Here is an 18,725-nt window from a genome sequence, read left to right as displayed (position 1 = left end):
GGGCTCAGCCGGTGGGTGCCGCCTGCCGCGGGGACGCCGGGGCTGCGGCCGGTTCGGTGCGGAAGCGGTCCCGGCGCAGTGCCGGGCTGGGGGTTTCGGCGTTCCTGGCCATTCCGGCGAGTTGCTCCCCGGCCGCGTCCTCGCTGTTGATCTTCGGTGACCAGCCGAGGGCGCGCCGGGCTCGGCTGGTGTCGACGAGTGGTGATTCGGTGCCGACGTCGTACCAGCCGGGTGACATGCGCAGCAGGCGCAGCCGCCACAGCGCCGCGACCGCCGCCCGGATGAGGCGGCTGGGGATGGGCAGGGCCTTGCTGCCGGCGACGCGGGCGAGGTCGTCGATGGTGATGGTGTCGGCGGCGATGTTGAACGGCCCACCGGCTTTGCGGCGCAGGATGCGGACGATCGCGTCGCCCACGTCGTCGGCGTGGACGAGCTGGACCGCGAAGTGCGCGGGCAGCGGCAGCAGGGGCACGCGGCCGGAGTGGAGCAGGCGGACGAGCCAGCTGGGGACGAGCGGGTCGAAGAAGAGCGCGAGCAGGCTGGCCGAGGCCGCGGTCTGCGCCACCAGGGTCGGCCGCACGCTGGTCACGGTGATCTCCGGGTGGTCGGCGGCGAAGCGTTCGAGCACGCGCTCGACCTCGGCCTTGCCGGTGCCGTAGCGCGAGCCGGTGATGCCGGTGCTCGGCCAGGTCTCGTCCACCGGTTCGGTGGCGCCGGGTGCGTAGACGGCGATGGAGGAGCCGTGGACCACGTGGCCGACCCCGGCGCCGGCGGCCGCGTCCAGCACGGCGCGGGTGCCCTTGAAGTTGGCGCGGTGCAGGCGTTCACCGTCGCGGACGGGCTGGAAGGCCCAAGCCAGGTGCACCACGGCGTCGACGTCGGCGAAGGCGGTGCGCAGCTGGTCGGGTGCGGCGTCCGCGCCGAGGTCGATGGCGTGCCAGCCGACCTGGTCGTAGGGCGGCAGGGACGGCGGGGGGCGACGGCAGATCCCCACGATCTCGTGGGATTCGTCGTCGTCGGCCAAGGCCCGGAGCAGGCCGGTGCCGATGTTGCCGGAGGCTCCGGTGATGGCGATGCGCACGCTGGTCACCCCTTTTCGCTCGCCGCCCGGCTACCCAGCCGTTCGCGGCTCAACCCGATGCGCCGTCGATCACGGTGGGGTTCCACCGATGGGGCAGGGCGAGGTGCCCCGGCACCTGCCTGATCCCGGGCGGTTGCCGCAGCAGGTGCCGCAGGCGCTCGCCGACCCGGCGGTAGAACCGCAGCTGGGTGCGCCTGCCGAAGACGGCCCAGCCCAGGCGCAGTACCGGGTGGACGGCCGGGTTGAGCTGCGAGTAGCTGGTGGCGAAGAACTCGACGACACCGCTGGTGTGGTCCTTGACCACCGCGTAGTCCACCCGGCCCCGTTCCAGGTGCCCGGTGAGCGTTTCGTAGCTCCAGCCCCAGCGGGTGCGGCCGGAATCGCTTTCGTCGAGCAGGTCGGTGATGCGCACGCCCATCAGGAACCGCAGGCCGAGGTAGTGCCCTTCGAGCAGCAGGTCGCGGCCGAGCAGGCCGGTGTCGGCGCGGTAGTAGGCGCTGATCAGTTCGGGCGGGGTGAACTCGTAGTCGCGGACCAGGGCGCGGGCGCGGGTCCACACCCCGCCGGGCACGGGCGGGCCGGGGGCTTCCACGCCCAGGTGGTGGCGGTGTTCGTCGAACACCCAGGCCGGGGCCGCCACCTCGGCCGGGTCGTAGTTGAGCGGCCGATCCGCCAGCCCGGCCAGCACCGCGAGCGGATCGGCCCGGCCACCGAGCACCAGGCGCATACTGCCTCCCTCGATGAACCTGGTACCCCCGGCGGCCCCGTTCATGCACCGCTCAGTCCTGGACCGCCTTCGGCTGTGCCGCGGGGGTGGCCAGGTCCTGGATGGTGAGCCGTTCCAGGACGGTCAGCGCGTCGGTGACCGAACCGCGCGCGGAGAAGGCGTCGCGCTGCTGGGTGGCGCCGTTGCCGTGGGCGAGCACCCGGTTGAGCAAGGTGGTGACCAGGCGCAGGTCGCCGAACCGCTCCAGTTCCGGGCGCACGTGCCGGACCAGTTCGGCGAGCAGGCTCGCCTGGGACGCGGGGCGTCCGGAGGGCAGGTGGATGCCCGAGCCGGTGAGCCCGTCCCTCGCCGCGCGCCAGGTGGCCGCGCGCAGCAGTTGCTCGGGCACCAGGGGAGCCGCCTTGCCCTCGGCGAGCAGCCGCTGCGCGGCGGCGACCAGCGCCCGGACGAGGGTCGCCAGCACCACGGTTTCGTCCGCGGTGGCGGGCACGTCCGCGACGCGGATCTCGACGGTGGGCAGGTGCGCGGACAGGCGGGCGTCCCAGTACACCGCGCTTTCGTCCAGCACCGCGCCGCTGCCGACCATCGTCGCGACGAGTTCGTCGTAGTGCGCGGCCGAGGTGAAGTAGGGCGGTGACCCGGCGCAGGCCCACCGGGACTGCAGCACCGCGCGCCAGCTGGCGTAGCCGGTGTCGCGGCCGTGGTGCACCGCGGAGTTGGCGGTGAGCGCGAGCAGGACCGGCAGCCACGGGCGGAGGTGGTTGAGCACCTGCACGCCGGTCTCGCGGTCGGGGATGCCGATGTGGACGTGGCAGCCGCAGACCAGCTGCTCGGTCAGCAGCGGCCCGGCGTGCGCGGCCAGGTCGTGGTACCGCTCGTGCTCGGTCAGCGCGGGGAACCGGGAGCCGCCGGGCTGCACCCCCGCGGCGATCAGGCGGGCATCGGCGGACAGGGCCACGGCCGCCGCGGTGGCCCGCGCGGTCAGCACGTGCCGCCGCAGCTCGCGGGCGTCGTCGCAGACCGGCGAGTTCAGTTCGAGCTGGGCCTGCCCCACCTCCCGCTGGGCCAGGAGGCCGACCTGGCCGGCGGTGCCCAGCACCGCGTCCCCGCACGAGAGGGTGTCCCCGGCGGGGTCGACCAGGAGGAATTCTTCCTCCACACCCATCGAAGGCGCGTCCAGGCTCGACATGGCATACCTCGGCAATCCACGGAGAACACCGTGAGGAAAGGGAATGGGAATTCGGCGCGGGGCTCGACCGACTGGCACCGGCTACCACTGGCCACCCCGGGTCAAACACCGTGTGAGACAAGAACTTCGGCGGTTCGCGGCCGGTATTCCGCGACAGTTCCACCGTGGAACAAAAGCAATGCGAGAAAATTCTGCCGACTGCGGGGTTGGGGGGCCGTGGCGCGGGTATCCGGGCGGTTCGTCAAGCAGGCGGCGACTCCCGGTTCTGGTGAGAGGCGGTCCTGCCGTGAACATCGAATCCGAATCCGCCGCGGCTCGCGGCCTGGCCCGGTACGTGCACGAGGTGGCGGCCGAACTCGGCTTGGACAGCGGTGGTTCCTTCGTCCAGCTGGATTCGCCCGCCCACGCCTACCTGGCCATCGACGAGCGGCTGCCCCGCTTCCCCGACCGCGATCTGGCGCTGCTCTGGGACGAGGAGCACGGCTGGGCGCTGGCCGTGGAGACCGCTTCGGCGGAGGACCTGATCGTGCTCGCCCACCTGGGTGGTGACGTGCTGCCACCGCCCGCGCTGGTCGCGCGGTTCGCCTGCCTGCCGCTGCACACGCTGCGGTTGCACTCCCCGGAACTGCCCCTGCTGCGCCGGGCCGGGGACGACGATGATCTGGTCCAGCGGCTGGGGCGGTTCACCGGCACCGGAATGCTGGCGTCGTGAGCCGGGCCGCGCCCGCCACCGCCGTGAAGGCGCGGCCGGGCCGGGGTGGCGGCCGCATCGCGGGCCTGGCCACCCTGGTCCACCGGCGGCGGGCACCGGTGCTGATCACCGGCGCCGCGCCGTCCCCGGCGGAGCAGTTCTCCCGGCGGCGGCGGAACTACGTGGTGCTGTCGGCCTGCCGTCTCCCGTGTCTGCTCCTGGCCGGGATCCTGCACGGAATTCCCTGGCTGGCGCTGCTGCTGCTGGCCATCTCGCTGCCGCTGCCGTGGATCGCCGTGCTGACCGCCAACGACCGCCCCCCGCGCCGGGGGAAGCGAGCACGACGGCCCATCCCCTTGATCGCGAGGTGCCATGAACTCCCGTCCCGCGCCGGAACCCACCCGGGGTACGCCCCGCGCCCAGCGGATCGCCGCACGCGCCGCCGGAGCCGCTGACGACCGGCTGCACCTGGCGGGTGGGCTGCGGCGCCAGCTCAACAAGGTCTTCCCCACCCACTGGTCCTTCCTGCTCGGCGAGATCGCGCTCTACAGCTTCCTCATCCTGATCCTGTCCGGGGTCTACCTCACCCTGTTCTTCGACCCGTCGATGCAGGAGGTCGTCTACGACGGGTCGTACGAGAACCTGCGCGGCACCGAGATGTCCCGGGCTTTCGCGACCACCCTCGACATCTCCTTCGAAGTCCGCGGTGGGCTGCTGGTGCGCCAGCTGCACCACTGGGCGGCGCTGATCTTCGTGGCGTCGATGATGGTGCACATGTTCCGGGTGTTCTTCACCGGAGCGTTCCGCCGGCCCCGCGAGGCGAACTGGGTGATCGGCGCGCTGCTGCTGGTGCTGGGCATGTTCGAGGGTTTCTTCGGCTATTCGCTGCCGGACGACCTGCTCTCCGGGACCGGTATCCGGGCCACCCTGTCCGGCATCGTGCTGTCGGTGCCGGTGATCGGCACCTGGATCCACTGGGCCCTGTTCGGCGGGGAGTTCCCCGGCTCGATCATCATCTCGCGGCTCTACACCCTGCACATCCTGATCGTGCCGGGCATCATGCTGGCGCTGGTCGCGGCGCACCTCGCCCTGGTCTGGTACCAGAAGCACACCCAGTTCCCCGGGGTGCGGCGCAAGGAGAGCAACGTCGTCGGGGTGCGGATCATGCCGGTGTTCGCCCTCAAGAGCGCCGCCTTCTTCGGCCTGGTCACCGCCATCCTCGTCGCCATTTCGGGAATGTTCCAGATCAACCCGATCTGGCACATCGGCCCCTACGACCCGCCCAAGGTCTCGGCGGGTTCCCAGCCGGACTGGTACATGGGCTGGGCCGACGGCCTGCTGCGGATCTTCCCGCCGTGGGAGCTCTACCCCGGCGACCACACCGTGCCGCCGGTGTTCTTCGCCGGTGCCATCGGCATCACGCTGATGATCGCCGTGCTGGTCGCCTATCCGTGGATCGAACGCAAGCTGTCCGGGGACACCGCCCACCACAACCTGGTCCAGCGGGCCAGGGACGTCCCGGTGCGCACCGCGCTCGGCATGATGGCGCTGACCTTCTACGGGGTGCTGACCGTGTCCTCGGTCAACGACATCCTGGCGCTGGAGTTCGACGTGTCGCTGAACGCGACGATCTGGGCGGGCCGCATCGGGCTGCTGCTGGCGCCGCCGCTGGTCTACCTCGTCACCTACCGGGTCTGCCTCGGCCTGCAGCGAGCGGACCGCGAAGTGCTCGAACACGGCATCGAGACCGGCATCATCACCCGCGGCCAGGAGGGCGGCTACACGGAGGTCCACCAGCCGCTCGTGCCCGCCTCGAACGGCGGACCGGCCGTCCCGCTGACCTACCAGGGTGCGGCGGTGCCCAAGAAGCCCAACAAGCTCGGCGCCGCCGGGCGCGCGGTGCCCGGCGGCCTGCTGCAGCCCTTCCCCGCCGAGGAGACCGCCGCGCTGCGCGCGGCCGTCGAATCCGGTGCCGCCCGGCTGGGACCGGCCGGGAACGGCGGCACCGCGCCGGGCGAACCCGGCGGCAACCCGGCCGGGGACGGCCCGGCTTCCGGCACCTGACGCAGAAACCACCCCGAGAAGGGATCCGCCATGTCACACCCGCTGCCGGTGCGCTGGCAACTCGATCTGCTCGCCTACGACGAGAGCGCGCCCTATCCGGTGCTGTCCCTGCAGTCCGGCGATGCCCGGGTGCACCGGCACCTGAGCGAACTGCTCGCCCGCACCGGCATGGCGCACTGCCTGCCGTGGGAGTGGGAGCGCGGGCTGTGGCCGCTCACCGTGGGCTGCGCGGTGGAGTTCCGCGACGACCCGCTCTCCGCCACCGTGCACGCCGCGGGTTGCGCCATCGCCATGGACACGCGCATACCGGTCTCACTGGCCCACTGGTCCACCGTCGCCCGTTCGCGGGGCAACGTGCTGTTCATGCTCGTGCCACCGGAGACCTCGCACAACAATTTGAGCGTGGTCATCGACGACCTCAGCCACCGCGGAACCTCCGGCCGGACCCGCGGCCTGCTGGTCGGGCTCACCGCGGTGTGCGGTGACCGCGGGCCCGGCAGGCAAGCCCGGGCAAGCAACTGAGGCGGTCCGGTCAGCTCACCACGCGGCCGCGGCCCGGCGCGCCCGGTGCGTCCAGCAGGCGAGCGGCCTGCTGGACGTGGGCGGCGTCGACCAGGACGTCGTAGCTGTCCGCGCGCATCCCCGGGATCGACGAGAAGTCCCGCTGCCCACCGGTCATGGCGTGCCCCAGCAAGCCGAACAACCCGCCGAGCACGGCGCCGAAGAGCAGGCCGAACAGGGCGAGCAGCACCCCGGAGATGAGCGGGTTGATCCAGTCGAAGAGGCCGAACAGCCAGCCGAACAAGGCACCGAGCACCGCGCCGGAGGCCGCCGACTGCGCGGCCGCGCGCCACGGCGTCAACCGCCCGGTGACCTGTTCGAAACTGCTCAGGCCCCGGCCGACGATGGCCGTGTGCTCCACCGGGAACCGCTGGTCCGACAGGTGGTCCACCGCCCGTTCGGCTTCGGCGTAGGTGCCGTAGGAACCGAGCACGACCTGCCCGGCGGCCGGTGGGCGGACGTCACCGTGGTGCACATCGGGTGAACCGGTCACGACGCACTTCCTCACTTCGTCGATGAGTTCCTCCCACCCGGCTTCCCGTCGGCGTGCCGTTCAACCCCGTTCTCCCCGAACACCGCGATCCGCATACCCGGGCGGTCAACGGGTACCACGAAAGTGGAGTGACGGACGTGGTCGCGGGCACCGGGTGAGGAGGGAACACCGTGGACGGCTGGCCGGACGTGGAAGGGGCACACCTGCCGTGGGGGAGGCGGTTCGGCCACCTGACGGCTTCGCTGCTGGCCGCCCGTACCGCGGGCGAGGTGCTGGAGCTCGCCGTCTTCGCCGGCCCGGCCTTCATCCCGGCGGCCGACTTCGCCAGCAGCACGGTGCGCGGTGCGGACGGCACCCCGCACACCCCGGTCGCGACCGATCCGCTGGCCGCGGTCCTCGACCAGCTGCAGTACCGGCTGGGGGAGGGCCCGTGCCTCGACGCCGCCGCCTCCGCGGGTGCGCACGGGTACGTCCTGGACTCCGCGGTGCCCTGGCCCGGTGGGCCTCGGCCGCCGCGGAACTGGGCGTGCGCGCGGTGTTGTCCGCGGCGTTGCCCACCGGCGGGGCCACCCACCCGGTGGGGACGCTGAACCTGTACTCCCGCGCCGAGTCCGGTTTCGACCCGTCCGAACTGGACCAGGCCCTGTTGCTGGCCACGCACACCTCGCTGGCACTCGCCCGCACCGATGCGGTCGCGCAACTGCGGGAGCGGGAGACGCACCTGCGGCGCGCCCTCGACAGCCGGGACGTCATCGGCCAGGCCAAGGGCATCATCATGTACCGCCGCGATTGCTCCGCCGAAGACGCCTTCGCCATCCTGCGCCGCACTTCCCAGCAGCTCAACACCAAGCTCGCCGAACTCGCGTGGACGGTGGTCACCCACCGCGCCGAACCGGGGCGGCCGGCCGCGGTCCCGGGTGACCACCGCGGACGGAGCGCGCGCCGGAGCCACCGGTCCGGGCACCGGAGTTGAGCTGCCCGATCCGGTGCCCCCTCGTAGACTGTGGCGATCAGCTGAAGGGACACGGGCACGGGTGGACGGGCGGCGGCGTGAGCGGCACTGGCGTGTGGTCGCGGCCTGGGCCGAGGCACCCGGGCAGGAGAACGGCTGGGCGCAGGAGGTCTGCCTGAGCGTGGTGGCCGAGTTCGGCGGGGTGGACGCGGCCACGCTCTCCCCGTGGGCACGCGGCGAGCGGGCTCAGGAACTCCTCGGCGCCAGCGACGCCTGGGCCGCCGGAGTCGCCGAGACCCAGTACACCGTGGGGGAGGGACCCGGCGTGGAGGCCCTCCAGCGCAACGAACCGGTACTGGTGCCCGACCTGCGGGTCCGCCAGCAGCGGTGGCCGGGTTATGCCGAGGAGGCCCTCGCCGCCGGGGTCGGCGCGGTGTTCGCCTTCCCGCTGCAGGCGGGCGCCCTGCGGCTGGGCACCTTCGAGGTGTTCCGCCGCCAGGCAGGTGCGCTCGGCGATGAAGAGCTGACCGACGCCCGGCTGACGGCCGATCTGGTCGCGGCGGGCCTGCTGCGGCAGGCCGATCGCGCCGAGCGGTCCGGCCAGGACTACCAACCCCGGCTGGTGACCTCGTTCCACGACGTCAACGTGGCCACCGGGATGCTGGCCGCCCGGCTGGACATCGGCTTGGACGAGGCGTTCGCCCGGCTGCGCGGTCACGCGTTCGGGCACGGGCGCTCGGTGCTGGAGGTGGCGCGTGAGGTGATCGAGCGCCGGACCGAACTGAACGATTTGGCCGAGTGAGCGGAGGACGCATGACCGACCGCACACCGGACCGGACCGGGGCGCGGTGACCTCGGTCCTCGGCGGGATCACCACGCGCCTGGCCGGGGGAACAGGCAGCGAGGCGGTGCTGGACCCGGTCGTGGCCGCCGGTGCCGAGCTGATGGGGGCGGCGGCCGGCGGCATCGTGGTCACCGGCCCGCGTGGCGGCCTCGGCGTCGTCGCCGCGTCGGACACCCCGGCCCGGCTGGTCGAACTGCTGGCCCAGGTCGAGCGCGGCCCCTGCGTCGAGTGCGTGGCCACCGGTGACCTGGTCGCCGCCGCCGCACTGGCGAGCGAGCGCGCCCGCTGGCCCGAATTCGTGCCGGTCGCCACGGAACTCGGCTACCACGCGGCGATCGCCATCCCGATGCGGCTGGACGGTGCGGTGGTGGGCGGGTTCATCCTGCTCTACCAGGACGAGGGGCGCATCGATCCGGACCTGGTCCGGCTCGGCCGCGTGCTGGCCGGCCTCGCGGTGCTGGGCCTGGTGCAGGAACGCGGGCGGCGCCGGGCCGACCGGCTCACCGGACGCACGCTGTCCACCTCGGACGACCGGGTGTACCTCGGCCAGGCCATCGGCATCGTCGCCGGAACCCCCGGCACCACCCCGGCGGCCGCCGGGGCTCTGCTCTCCGGTTACGCCGTGCGGCACCGGCAAACCCCGCGTGAGGTCTCGCGCGCCGTCGCCGACGGCGAACTGGGCCCCGGTTCGCTCGCCTGAGCGCGGTCAGGGATCGGTGAACCCGAGGTCCGGGTCGGTTCCCGGCCTCGCCCTGGCGTCGGCCAGTGCCAGGATGTGGTCCGCCTCGGCGTCCTGCCCGCCGCGCCCGTCCGCCAGGTGCTGCCGGGCGCGTGCCGAATCGCAGCCCCGCCAGCCACGCAGGACGCCGACCGCCTCGTGGACCCCGGCGCGCCGGGCCACCCCCCGCCGCACCAGGCGGGCGAGGTCGTCCTGCTCGGCTGCCACGCCCCCACCGTCCTCCGGAACCGGCGATCACGCCACCCCGCGCTCGACGACCCGGCGCGGTTCAGGCTGCCGGCCTGCTCGGCGGAACCGGCCCTTGCGGAGCGGCATGCCACGTTGCAAGCTGAGTGCGCACCGGACCAGTCAGCCAATCCCTTCCCCATCGGAGGTCACGTGAGCGAGCACGGAATCGACCGGCGCAACGTCCTGCGCGGTTTGTCGCTGCTGGGCCTGACCGGTGCGGCGGTGCACCTGCTCGGCACCGGCGGAGCCACCGCCGCCACCGAGGCAACCCCGTTCGACCTGCACTTCTCCGTGACCGAGCAGTTCCGGCCCTTCGACCTCATCGCGCCGCGGTTCGTGCAGTACGACTCGGCGGTGACCCCGCGGCAGGAGGCCCGCGGCACCCTGGTCACCACCGGTGCGCGGCCGAGGGCGCCGTTCGGCGCGGTCACCGTCGAGGTCCGGCAGCTCGACGGCGAGGCCGGGGTGGTCGCCGGGTTCGCCGGGGACGGCACGTCCGTGCTGGGCACCTACGACGCCGGCACCGGCACGGTCGGCATCGAGATCACCAGGGGCGGGACGACCAGCGTGGTCAAGACCGCGCCCGCCGCGCTCCGGGCGCCGTTCGGCTTCGCCGTGGTGGTCAACGAGAACGCGGTGACCGTGCTGGCGGACACCACCGGGACCGGGACCGGGTGGCAGCCGCTGCTCACCGAACGGGACCAGGTCCGCGCCCGCATCGACCTGCGCGACCCGCAGGTGCTGGGCAACCTGAGCTACGCCTACGGCGGGCGCGGTGGCGGTTCCGCCCTGCTCGGCCGGGTGCGGGCCGGTTACTACGGCCAGGCCGGGGTGCGGGATCCGCACGTCGTCCAGCACGCCGACGGCAGGCCCTACATCAAGAACGGCAAGCTCTACCTGACCATGACCAACGCCGGGCTGGGTTTCTTCCAGCAGGCGCACTGGGCGGTGTGGACCCTCGACCTGGCCGACCCGGCGAAGCTCGAAGAGGTCGCGACGCTGTTCTTCGCCCGCGACGGGGTCGTGCTCGGCGACCACGCCGGCCAGATCGTCTACGACGACGAGCGGCGCCGGTTCATCCTCCTGATGAGCTCGTGGGGCGACTTCGCCTTCAACGGCGTGCACATCCGCCACACCACCACCCGTGCCGACGTGCTCTCCGGTGTCCACGTCCTGCCCACCGAACGCCTGCCCCTGCCCACCGGCGTCAGTTCCTGGGACCCCGCGCTGACCAAGATCAACGGCCGCTGGCACCTCGCCTTCGTGGAAAGCCCCGCCCAGCAGCCCGCGTTCGTGTTCCACCCCGCGCTCGCGGCGGGACCCCGCGGTGCCGACTACACCCGTGGCCTGGAGCTGGTCGGCGCCGATCTGTCGGTCGACCAGACCGAGGGCACCATCATCCAGCGGATCGGCGGCCAGTGGTACGTGCTCGCCAGCGACGGCGACGCCCGCCAGTACCCGGTCTACGACCTCGAGATGCGCAAGCTGGGCACCCTCGACGCGCCGTACGGCACCAACATCCCGCACCCGATGCTGGTCCGGGTGAACGGTTCCTGGTGGCTGCCGACGTTCAACGGCACCCAGTACGCCGAACCGGTCCTCGGTTACGGCGGCCACGGCGACTTCATCCTGATGCGCGCACCTCGGTGACTGTTCGTGGCGGTGGGTGACGCTGGAGGGCCGGTGCGCGGTCGCCGCCGTGCTCGAGGTCCCCTGGCGAACCGATCCGCGGTCCGTTGTGACACCGGCTGGGCCCGCACCGACCTCCACTCGTGGACGTTTTCACCGAACCGGGCACCGGCGTGCAGTTCGTCCTCAATGGCCGGGAGTTCACCCTGACCGCGGCGGTGGTGGCGCAACGGCTGCGCGGCCGGACACCGGAGGACATCCGCACCCACTGGGTCGAGGTGGAGGGGGTGCGGTTCCCCGTCAAGCAGGCCCTGTCGGCGGTTTTGGGCATCGACCGCTCGACCTTCATCTCCCATGCCGCGCTGCTGCACTTCCGCCGCCTGGGCCTGCCGACGAGCCAGCAGCCCCGTCCGGCGGGCGGCCCGGCTCGCCGGGCGCCGGACGTCAGCGTCGAAGAGGCGGGCATCGCGTTCGCCACCCTGGTTTCGTTCCTGCGCCGGGCGCCGCTGACCTACGGCGTCGGAACCCTCGAACACGCCCTGATCGGCGCCGACGCCCACCACGCCGCCGTGACCGGCGCCGCTTCCGGCCTCACCGAAGACCTCCTGCGGGCCGCGCTGATCGTGCGGAGCAACGTGGGGCGGGTCAGCGACGTCATCCACGCCACCGTCATCACGCTGGCCCTGCCCACCATCCTGGCGGACGGGGAGAGGGTGACGCAGCGCCCTTCACTCGGCCCGGGCAACGACCCGAGCCGGACGTTCGACCTGGAAACCAACTGCCGCGTCGCGGAGTTCGAGGTGGCGGTGTGGCCGGGCGGGGACATGATGCGCAAACGCGGCCTGGTGGCCGATCTCGTGCACCTGGCCATGGACACCAGCGGGCGGCGCCCGGAGCTGTGGGCGGTCGGCGGTGAACCGGCGCGGTTCCTGCGCACGAGCACCAGTGAGGTGGGGGAGCTGCTCGCCCGTTCCTCCCCGCACCTGCGGCGCCGGTTCGCGCACCGCTACGGCACCACGGCCATTCCGCTGCGTGAGTTCACCGCCGTGCACGCCGCCCACGTCCAACTGCTCGACATCACCGAGGCGGTACCGGCAGTCGCGGACTTCTTGCACTGAGCGGAGACCGCGGCGGGTGGCGGGTCTGCTCAGCGAAACTCCAGCGGCTGAAACCGCAGTGGGACACCGTGTCTGGGTCAGCGTTGGAGCAAGGTCCGCAGCATGGCTTCGAACCGGGCCGCGGTGGGCGGGGTGTCGGTGAGCAGGGCCTGCATCAGCAAGCCGTCCACCGCGCCCACGACCACGTCGACCAGGATCGGGTCGCCGGTGTAGCGGCGGGCGAACTCGGCCACCGCGGTCATCCACCGGTGCGTGGGACCGCGCAACTCGGCGTCGCGGGCGGCCAGCAGGTACAGCTCGTACTCGGCCAGCAGGCGGCCCGGGTCCGCGACCACCTCCGCCATCAACGCGGCCAGGGTGTGCAGGCTGTCGGCGCCGCCGTCCGCCGCTTCGGCGAGGCGGCGCATGCGTTCGGCGTCCTCGTCCATGCAGGCGGTGAGCGCACCGGTGAGCAGGTCGTCGATCCCGGCGAAGTAGTAGGCGGCGGCGGTGGCGGGCTGCCCGGCCTCCTTGGCCACGGTCCGGTGGCTGACCCCGGCCACCCCGTCCCTGGCCACCACCCGCAGCGTGGCTTCGACCAGCTCCCGCTTGCGGCGCTCGCCCTTGAGCCTTCGCCCGTCGGTCAACGGCTCGTTCAGTTGCCGTTCCTTCCCGTTCGTGCTCTTCCTGCTCCGTCGGACGATACCGCTCAGCCCTGCGCCGGCTCGGCGGGGCGCTCTTCGACGCTCGCCTTCATCAGCGGCCGGTAGCCCGCCAGCGCGATCAGCAGCGCCGCGGCACCGGCGACGATCGCCACCACGAACCCGCCGTGCGGGCCGTGGGCGTCGACCGCGCTGCCGGACACCGCCGCCCCGAGCGCGACGCCGGTGCTCAGGCCGGTGATCGCCCAGGTCATGCCCTCGGTCAGCTGGGACACCGGCACGATCTTCTCCACCAGCCCCATCACCACGATCATCGTCGGCGCGAAGAACAACCCGGCGAACAACACGGTCACCGACAGGCCGAAGATGTTCCCGACGAGCAGGAGCGGCAGCGTGGTCAGCGCGGTGCCGAGCACGCCGAGCAGCAGCAGGCGCGGCAACGGCGTGGCCGGCTCGAGCGTGCCGAACAGCAACCCGGCCACGGCCGAACCGATGGCGTAGACCGAGAGCACCGCACCGGCGCCGGCGACCTGGCCGCGTTCCTCCGCGAAGGCCACGCTGACCACGTCCACCGTGCCGACGATGGTGCCGCCCGCGACGAGTACCAGCACCAGCACCACCAGTGCGGGGCTGCGGATGGCGGTCACCCCCGAACTGCCCGACGGCGGGTGCACCGGCGGTTCGGTGCCCCGCTGGGCGGTGAACAGCAGCACGCCCAGCGCGAGCAGGGCCAGCGCCACCAGCGGGCCCGCCTCCGGGAACACGATCGTCGACAACGCCACCGACAACGCCGGGCCGACCACGAAGGTCAGCTCGTCGACCACCGACTCGAACGAGAAAGCCGTGTGCAGCCGGGGTGAATCGCGGTAGAGCTCCGACCACCGGGCGCGGACCATCGCGGCCATGTTGGGCATGCACCCGGCAGGCACCGCGCAGGCGAACAACGTCCAGGCCGGTGCGTCGTACCGGGCGCAGAGCAGCAGCGAGCCGAGCGCGATCACGCTGATCCCCGCGGCGGGCAGCAGGATCCGGCGCTGGCCGCGCCGGTCCACCAGCCGGGACACCTGCGGCCCGAGCAGGGCCATCGACAGCGTGAAGCAGGCGGAGACCGCACCGGCCAGCCGGTACTCGCCGTGCAGCTGGGAAATCATCGTGATGAGGCCGATACCGGTCATCGACAGCGGTGTCCTGGCGAGGAAACCGGCGGCGGTGAACGCCACCGAGCCCCGCGCGGCGAACAGCTCGCGGTACGGGTTGGTCATCGTCCGCCCCTCGGAGATCTGGTCATCGTGCCCTCCCGGCAAGAAATTTGAACACTCGTTAGAGTTTCTAGCACGGCGGCCGCCGCCTGGACAGGGGCGGGGTCGGTCGGGTGATGCCAACCGGAGGGCGTGGGGGCTGGCATGGTTGGCGAAGTGGGTGTCGAGGTGGATGTCGGTCCTCGCGACGACGGTGTGCGGTCGGAACCGGCGGATGCGCCTTCGTGGAGTGCCTGCATCGATGGTTTGAAATCGGTGCTGGAAACGGTGATCGAAAATGTCGAGTGGGTTCACTGTGGTCTTTCATCGCCGGTGCTGCGAATCGATCCGGGGTGGGACGGGGCCGTGCACATCTGCCGGGGTGGTAACTCAGCCGGAATTGCAACCCCGAGTCGCCGAGGTCGTCGATGCCGGGTTCTCCCTGATGGTTTGGTGCCCGACTCGGACGGGGTGAACAGGGGGCGATGGGAATTGTGAATCGAGCCCGCAGGCGAGCGGTGGTGCGGTGTTTCTCCCGTCCGGGAGTCGATCGCGCCGTGCTGGGCTCATCGGGTGATGGTGGCCGGGCGCGGCAACATCCGGTGGTTCGAGCGCGTTCCCCGGTTGGCGGAGCAGGCACGGAAACCAGGTGCGCTATGTCAATTCTCAGTGGCCGCGAACCACTCCCGATCGTCGAGGCCGAACCGCCGGCGGCGGAGTTCACGCCGGCCGGGGGCTTCGATCCGCACCAGCGGTGGAGCCGGCTGGTCGGCGGCGGTGACGGGATCATCTACGCCGTGCAGGCCGACGGGCTGCTCCACTGGTACCGGCACCGCGGCTGGGCCACCGCGACCGCCGACTGGGCCAGCCAGGGCACCGGCGTGCAGATCGGCTCCGGGTGGCAGGACTTCGTCACCGTGCTCGGCGACGTCGACGGAGTCCTCTACGGCATTCGCGGCGACGGGACCGTGCTCGCCCGCCGGCGCGTCGTCACCGACCTGGAAACCGGCGCGGGTTACTGGACAGACGACGCCGTCGTCGGAACCGGATTCAACGCCTTCCCGCGGATTTTCGGCGGTCCCGGCGGCGTCATCTGGTGTGTCGACGCGGACGGCGTGCTCCACCGCTCACGGCGACCGAGCGGCGGAATTTTCGAAACGCCGGTACCACTCGCGGAGGGGTTCAACGTTCCCCGTTATCTGCTGTCGGACGCCGGGAACGTCATCTACGCCGTCAGCGGCACCGGCGGGCTCACCTGGTTCCGCTACCGCGACGGCGTCGGCTGGGCCAACGGCGGGCAGCCCATCCAGATCGGGGACAACGACTGGTTCGAGCTGTTCCGCCGGGACCTGTTCGCCGGCTGCGGCAACGGCGCCATCTACTTCGTCCGGATCGACCTCGCGACGGTGCCCGGCTACGACGAAACCCTCGTCGAGCTGCGGCTCACCAACCACCAGACCGTCGACACCGACGGCGGGCCGCAGTGGATCAACAACGCGACCGGCGTCGTCGTCGGGCACGGGTTCACCGTCGAGCGCAGCGCCGGGCTGCAGGGCTACCCGCAGCGGCAGAGCGTTCCCGCCGGTGGACGGGTCTCCATCGCGTTGTCCACGGCGTTCAGCGAGGTCAGCGCGCATCTCGTGCGCGTCGTGCCCGGCGGGGACGACCCCGGACCGGTCACCGCGAAGACCACCGTCACCGGCGGGCTCCAGGTGCTCCCCGCGAACTACCGGTCGGCCGGGTGCGGCTGGGACGAGCGCTACGGCGCCGAAATCCCCGCGGACTGGCCGTCCGGCGTCTACGCCGCCCGCTTCACCGGGAACTTCGGCCGGACCCAGGACATCGCGTTCGTGGTCCGCCCGGCCGCGCCCGCGCAGGGGATCGCCGTGGTGCTGCCGGCCAACACCTACCACTCCTACAACGGCTGGGGCGGTCACGACCAGTATTCCGTGGGCCAGAACGGCGTGCGCCGCACCATCACCTTCCAGCGGCCCAGCTACAACTGGCTGATCGCGTCGAAGGGGCAGTACGACGTGGACCTGTTCAGCGACCTGGAGCTGTTGCGCTGGCTCAGCGGCGAGGGAATCGGGTTCGACTGCTACACCGACCACGACCTGCACACCGGCGGCTGGCTGTCCGCCTACCGCGCGATCGTGCTGGGCACGCACCCGGAATACTGGTCGATGGCCATGCGCACCAACCTCGCCGGCTACCTCGCGGACGGCGGCAGCGTGATCGGCACCGGCGGCAACCAGCTCTACGAACGCGCGGAGTTCGACGCCGACGGCACGACGCTGACCTTCCGCGCCGCGGACGGGAGCCGCGACCTCCTGCTCAACCACTACGACCTGCCGGCGTCGCAACTGCTCGGGGTCAACTACGAGCACCAGGGCTGGATGACGTTCGCGCCGTACCGGGTGCTGCGCGACCACCCGTTCCTCGCGGGAACGGGCCTCGGTGTCGGTGAGACGTTCGGGGCGAGCGGCCGCAACGGCGCGGCGAGTGCGTGGGAATTCGACACCTTGCAGGGCTTCGACGGTGAGGCGTCGCCGGAGGAGGTCTTCGCGCAGGGCGAAAACCCGACCGGCAGCGGCGGTGCGGCGATGGTGTGCAAGGAACTGCCGGGCGGCGGATTCGTGTTCAGCGCGTCGTCGCTGACGTTCAACGGCGCGCTCCGGGTCGATGCGGTCATCCAGCGGTTGCTTCGCAACGTCTTCGACCGGGCGCTGGAGCGTCCCGCCCCGGCGAGTTCAACTGGTCACCGTTAGGACCGCCTTGCCGGCGATGCGTCGGCCCAGCAGTGCTTGAGCGGCTTCGGTGACGCGTTCCCAGGAGCCGCGCCAGTCGATCTCGGCGGACAGCCGTCCGGCTGCCAGGAAGCGCAGCAGGGTGGCCAGATCGGGACCGACCTCGTGGATGTCGCCGAACGTGCTCATCGTCTTGGGCGGGCCGACGAAGAACAGCGAGTACGGCTCGAAGACCGCCGGTTCCCCGGAGGCCCAGCCGATGTTCTGCACGCCCCCACCCGGCGCGAGCAGTTCCCAGGCGGCGGCCAGTTGGGGCCCGCCCACGTTGTCGATGACGAGGTCGACCGGGTCGTCGACACCGTCCAGCCCGACCACCACCTCGTGCGCGCCGAGTTCGGTCAAGCCTTCGGCGCGGGCCGCTGACCCGACCGAGGCGATGACGTGCGCGCCGCCCAAGGCCGCCAACTGGACCGCGTAACGGCCCACACCGCCGGCCGCGCCGGTGACCAGGACCCGTCGGCCCAGGATGGATCGGGAGCGCAACGAACGCAGCGCGGTGATCCCGGCCATCGGCAGGGCGGCGGCGTCGGCGAGGCCCACCCGTTCGGGGACCTCGGCCACCGCGGTGGTGTCCACGGCCATCCGCTGGGCCCACGCTCCGGCGCCGAAGGCCGCCACGCGGGTGCCCACCGCCGGACCGGTGCCGTCGGCGGCAGCGCGGACCACGACACCGGCGGCGTCGTAGCCGTGGACGGTTCCGGCTGGTAGCCGGCCGGCGAAGGCGATCTCGCCCCGGTTCAGCGAGATGTGCCGCACCTCGAGGACCACCTGGCCGGGTGCGGGCTGGGGCTCTGGAACCGTGCCGAGACGCAGGGAACCGGGAGCGCCGGGATCGGCGACGAGCGCACGCATGTCCATCAAACTCCTCCGCGAACTATGCGGACCAACGGTCCGCTTGGTCCGCGATAGTCTATGCGGACCAGCAGTCCGATTTGAAGGGGGTGTTCGATGGCCCCGGAACGCGCCGACGCGGCCCGCAACCGCCGTGCGGTCCTCCACGCGACCGAGCAACTGCTGGCCGAAGGCGGCGGGGAGCACGTGTCCCTGGACCGCGTCGCAGCTCTTGCCGGGGTCGGGAAGGGCACGGTGTTCCGGCGCTTCGGCAGCCGTGCCGGGCTCCTGCAGGCGCTGCTGGAGGAACGTTCCCGCGAACTGCGCGACGCGATCCAGGCAGGCTCCCCGCCGCTGGGACCCGGTGCGCCGGCCCGGGAGCGACTGCTGGCCTTCCTCGACGAGCTGGGCGCGATCGCCGAGGGCAACGCCGTCCTGCTGTCGGCGCACGAGCAAGCCTGCGCCGAGGACAAGTACGGCGACCCCAGTTACCAGTTCTGGCACCACCACCTCCGGACCCTGTTCGCCGAAGAACGCCCCGACCTCGACACCGGCTTCCTCGCCCACGCCGTCCTGGCCGCCTTCAACGGCGACCTGATCCGCCACACCACCCCACCCGACGACCCCCGGCGCTTCACCCGGTCCATCAAGCAAATGGCCGCCGCGCTACTCGACATGGCTGACGGCAACATCGCTCCAGAAGGCGACTGACAACAGAGATGTGCTCGAGATTGCCTGGCCGGGTGTTGAGGAACCGAGCCGATGACTCGCTTTTCTGCGCATTCGACGCGGTCCTCGCCCCAGACTTCTGGCCCACGCTCTGCGCGATGGCGAATTGGCACGGCGATGAGCGTGTCGAACCGTTCCGGACGAGTACGCCTCGGCCCTGAGC

Annotated in this window: 20 protein-coding genes; 12 read left to right on the top strand and 8 right to left on the bottom strand. The window is 72.0% G+C overall.

Annotation, left to right across the window (positions count from 1 at the left end):
• Window positions 1-4: 4 nt before the first annotated feature.
• From AC07EG_RS14840 to AC07EG_RS14830, 3 genes are read right to left on the bottom strand one after another with little or no spacing between them, the layout of a single operon-like run.
• Window positions 5-1,081: an NAD-dependent epimerase/dehydratase family protein gene (locus tag AC07EG_RS14840; RefSeq protein ID WP_478253626.1), complete on the bottom strand. Its 1,077-nt coding sequence runs from the start codon at window positions 1,079-1,081 to the stop codon at window positions 5-7.
• Between the two features lie 49 nt (window positions 1,082-1,130).
• Complete coding sequence (locus tag AC07EG_RS14835; protein WP_478253625.1) at window positions 1,131-1,808, bottom strand: DUF1990 family protein; 678 nt, start codon at window positions 1,806-1,808, stop codon at window positions 1,131-1,133.
• 52 nt (window positions 1,809-1,860) lie between these two features.
• Window positions 1,861-2,997: a carboxylate-amine ligase gene (locus AC07EG_RS14830; protein WP_478253624.1), complete on the bottom strand. Its 1,137-nt coding sequence runs from the start codon at window positions 2,995-2,997 to the stop codon at window positions 1,861-1,863.
• A gap of 286 nt (window positions 2,998-3,283) precedes the next feature.
• Here AC07EG_RS14830 and AC07EG_RS14825 point away from each other — a divergent pair, with 286 nt between their 5' ends.
• From AC07EG_RS14825 to AC07EG_RS14810, 4 genes are read left to right on the top strand one after another with little or no spacing between them, the layout of a single operon-like run.
• Window positions 3,284-3,709, top strand: coding sequence for a DUF6292 family protein (locus AC07EG_RS14825; protein WP_478253623.1), 426 nt, complete (start codon window positions 3,284-3,286; stop codon window positions 3,707-3,709).
• Entirely contained in the window at window positions 3,706-4,143 is a 438-nt protein-coding gene (locus tag AC07EG_RS14820) for a DUF3099 domain-containing protein (RefSeq protein WP_478253622.1), read from the top strand. Before AC07EG_RS14825 ends, AC07EG_RS14820 begins: the two co-directional genes overlap by 4 nt.
• Complete coding sequence (gene qcrB, locus AC07EG_RS14815) at window positions 4,061-5,752, top strand: cytochrome bc1 complex cytochrome b subunit (protein WP_478253621.1); 1,692 nt, start codon at window positions 4,061-4,063, stop codon at window positions 5,750-5,752. The genes AC07EG_RS14820 and qcrB overlap by 83 nt, the downstream gene beginning before the upstream one ends.
• A gap of 30 nt (window positions 5,753-5,782) precedes the next feature.
• The gene (locus AC07EG_RS14810; RefSeq protein ID WP_478253620.1) at window positions 5,783-6,274 is read left to right on the top strand and encodes a hypothetical protein; all 492 of its coding nucleotides are present in this window, start codon (window positions 5,783-5,785) and stop codon (window positions 6,272-6,274) included.
• 10 nt (window positions 6,275-6,284) lie between these two features.
• Here the strand turns inward: AC07EG_RS14810 and AC07EG_RS14805 are convergent, their stop codons facing one another.
• Window positions 6,285-6,806: a YflT domain-containing protein gene (locus AC07EG_RS14805; RefSeq protein WP_478253619.1), complete on the bottom strand. Its 522-nt coding sequence runs from the start codon at window positions 6,804-6,806 to the stop codon at window positions 6,285-6,287.
• Between the two features lie 170 nt (window positions 6,807-6,976).
• Between AC07EG_RS14805 and AC07EG_RS14800 the strand changes: the two genes are divergently transcribed.
• From AC07EG_RS14800 to AC07EG_RS14785, 4 genes are all read left to right on the top strand, one after another.
• Window positions 6,977-7,396, top strand: coding sequence for a hypothetical protein (locus tag AC07EG_RS14800; protein ID WP_478253618.1), 420 nt, complete (start codon window positions 6,977-6,979; stop codon window positions 7,394-7,396).
• Entirely contained in the window at window positions 7,333-7,779 is a 447-nt protein-coding gene (locus AC07EG_RS14795; protein ID WP_478253617.1) for an ANTAR domain-containing response regulator, read from the top strand. The genes AC07EG_RS14800 and AC07EG_RS14795 overlap by 64 nt, the downstream gene beginning before the upstream one ends.
• Window positions 7,780-7,840: 61 nt before the next feature.
• On the top strand, window positions 7,841-8,560 hold the full coding sequence (locus AC07EG_RS14790; RefSeq protein WP_478253616.1) for a GAF and ANTAR domain-containing protein: 720 nt from the start codon (window positions 7,841-7,843) through the stop codon (window positions 8,558-8,560).
• Window positions 8,561-8,606: 46 nt separating this feature from the next.
• Entirely contained in the window at window positions 8,607-9,302 is a 696-nt protein-coding gene (locus AC07EG_RS14785) for a GAF domain-containing protein (protein ID WP_478253615.1), read from the top strand.
• A 6-nt stretch (window positions 9,303-9,308) separates the two neighbouring features.
• Here AC07EG_RS14785 and AC07EG_RS14780 read toward each other — a convergent pair whose 3' ends face one another.
• On the bottom strand, window positions 9,309-9,548 hold the full coding sequence (locus tag AC07EG_RS14780) for a hypothetical protein (RefSeq protein ID WP_478253614.1): 240 nt from the start codon (window positions 9,546-9,548) through the stop codon (window positions 9,309-9,311).
• A gap of 171 nt (window positions 9,549-9,719) precedes the next feature.
• On the opposite strand from AC07EG_RS14780, the gene AC07EG_RS14775 reads away from it, so the two are divergent.
• Complete coding sequence (locus tag AC07EG_RS14775; protein ID WP_478253613.1) at window positions 9,720-11,219, top strand: hypothetical protein; 1,500 nt, start codon at window positions 9,720-9,722, stop codon at window positions 11,217-11,219.
• Between the two features lie 122 nt (window positions 11,220-11,341).
• Complete coding sequence (locus tag AC07EG_RS14770; RefSeq protein ID WP_478253612.1) at window positions 11,342-12,316, top strand: hypothetical protein; 975 nt, start codon at window positions 11,342-11,344, stop codon at window positions 12,314-12,316.
• A 77-nt stretch (window positions 12,317-12,393) separates the two neighbouring features.
• On the opposite strand, the gene AC07EG_RS14765 is transcribed toward AC07EG_RS14770, so the two are convergent.
• Together AC07EG_RS14765 and AC07EG_RS14760 are read right to left on the bottom strand one after the other, a co-directional pair.
• Window positions 12,394-12,942, bottom strand: coding sequence for a TetR/AcrR family transcriptional regulator (locus tag AC07EG_RS14765; RefSeq protein ID WP_478253611.1), 549 nt, complete (start codon window positions 12,940-12,942; stop codon window positions 12,394-12,396).
• Between the two features lie 62 nt (window positions 12,943-13,004).
• A complete protein-coding gene (locus AC07EG_RS14760) occupies window positions 13,005-14,219 on the bottom strand; it encodes an MFS transporter (protein ID WP_478253610.1) in 1,215 nt (404 codons plus the stop codon).
• A gap of 632 nt (window positions 14,220-14,851) precedes the next feature.
• On the opposite strand from AC07EG_RS14760, the gene AC07EG_RS14755 reads away from it, so the two are divergent.
• Window positions 14,852-16,963, top strand: coding sequence for a N,N-dimethylformamidase beta subunit family domain-containing protein (locus tag AC07EG_RS14755; RefSeq protein WP_478253609.1), 2,112 nt, complete (start codon window positions 14,852-14,854; stop codon window positions 16,961-16,963).
• On the opposite strand, the gene AC07EG_RS14750 is transcribed toward AC07EG_RS14755, so the two are convergent.
• Complete coding sequence (locus tag AC07EG_RS14750; RefSeq protein ID WP_478253608.1) at window positions 16,946-17,860, bottom strand: zinc-binding dehydrogenase; 915 nt, start codon at window positions 17,858-17,860, stop codon at window positions 16,946-16,948. The genes AC07EG_RS14755 and AC07EG_RS14750 overlap by 18 nt on opposite strands.
• A gap of 90 nt (window positions 17,861-17,950) precedes the next feature.
• Between AC07EG_RS14750 and AC07EG_RS14745 the strand changes: the two genes are divergently transcribed.
• Window positions 17,951-18,544, top strand: a complete 594-nt coding sequence (locus AC07EG_RS14745; RefSeq protein WP_478253607.1) for a TetR/AcrR family transcriptional regulator — start codon at window positions 17,951-17,953, stop codon at window positions 18,542-18,544.
• The last annotated feature ends 181 nt before the right edge of the window (window positions 18,545-18,725 follow it).

Source organism: Amycolatopsis sp. NPDC045836, assembly GCF_056431745.1.
Note: the sequence above shows the minus strand (reverse complement) of the source record. Positions and strands in the feature narration are given on the sequence as shown.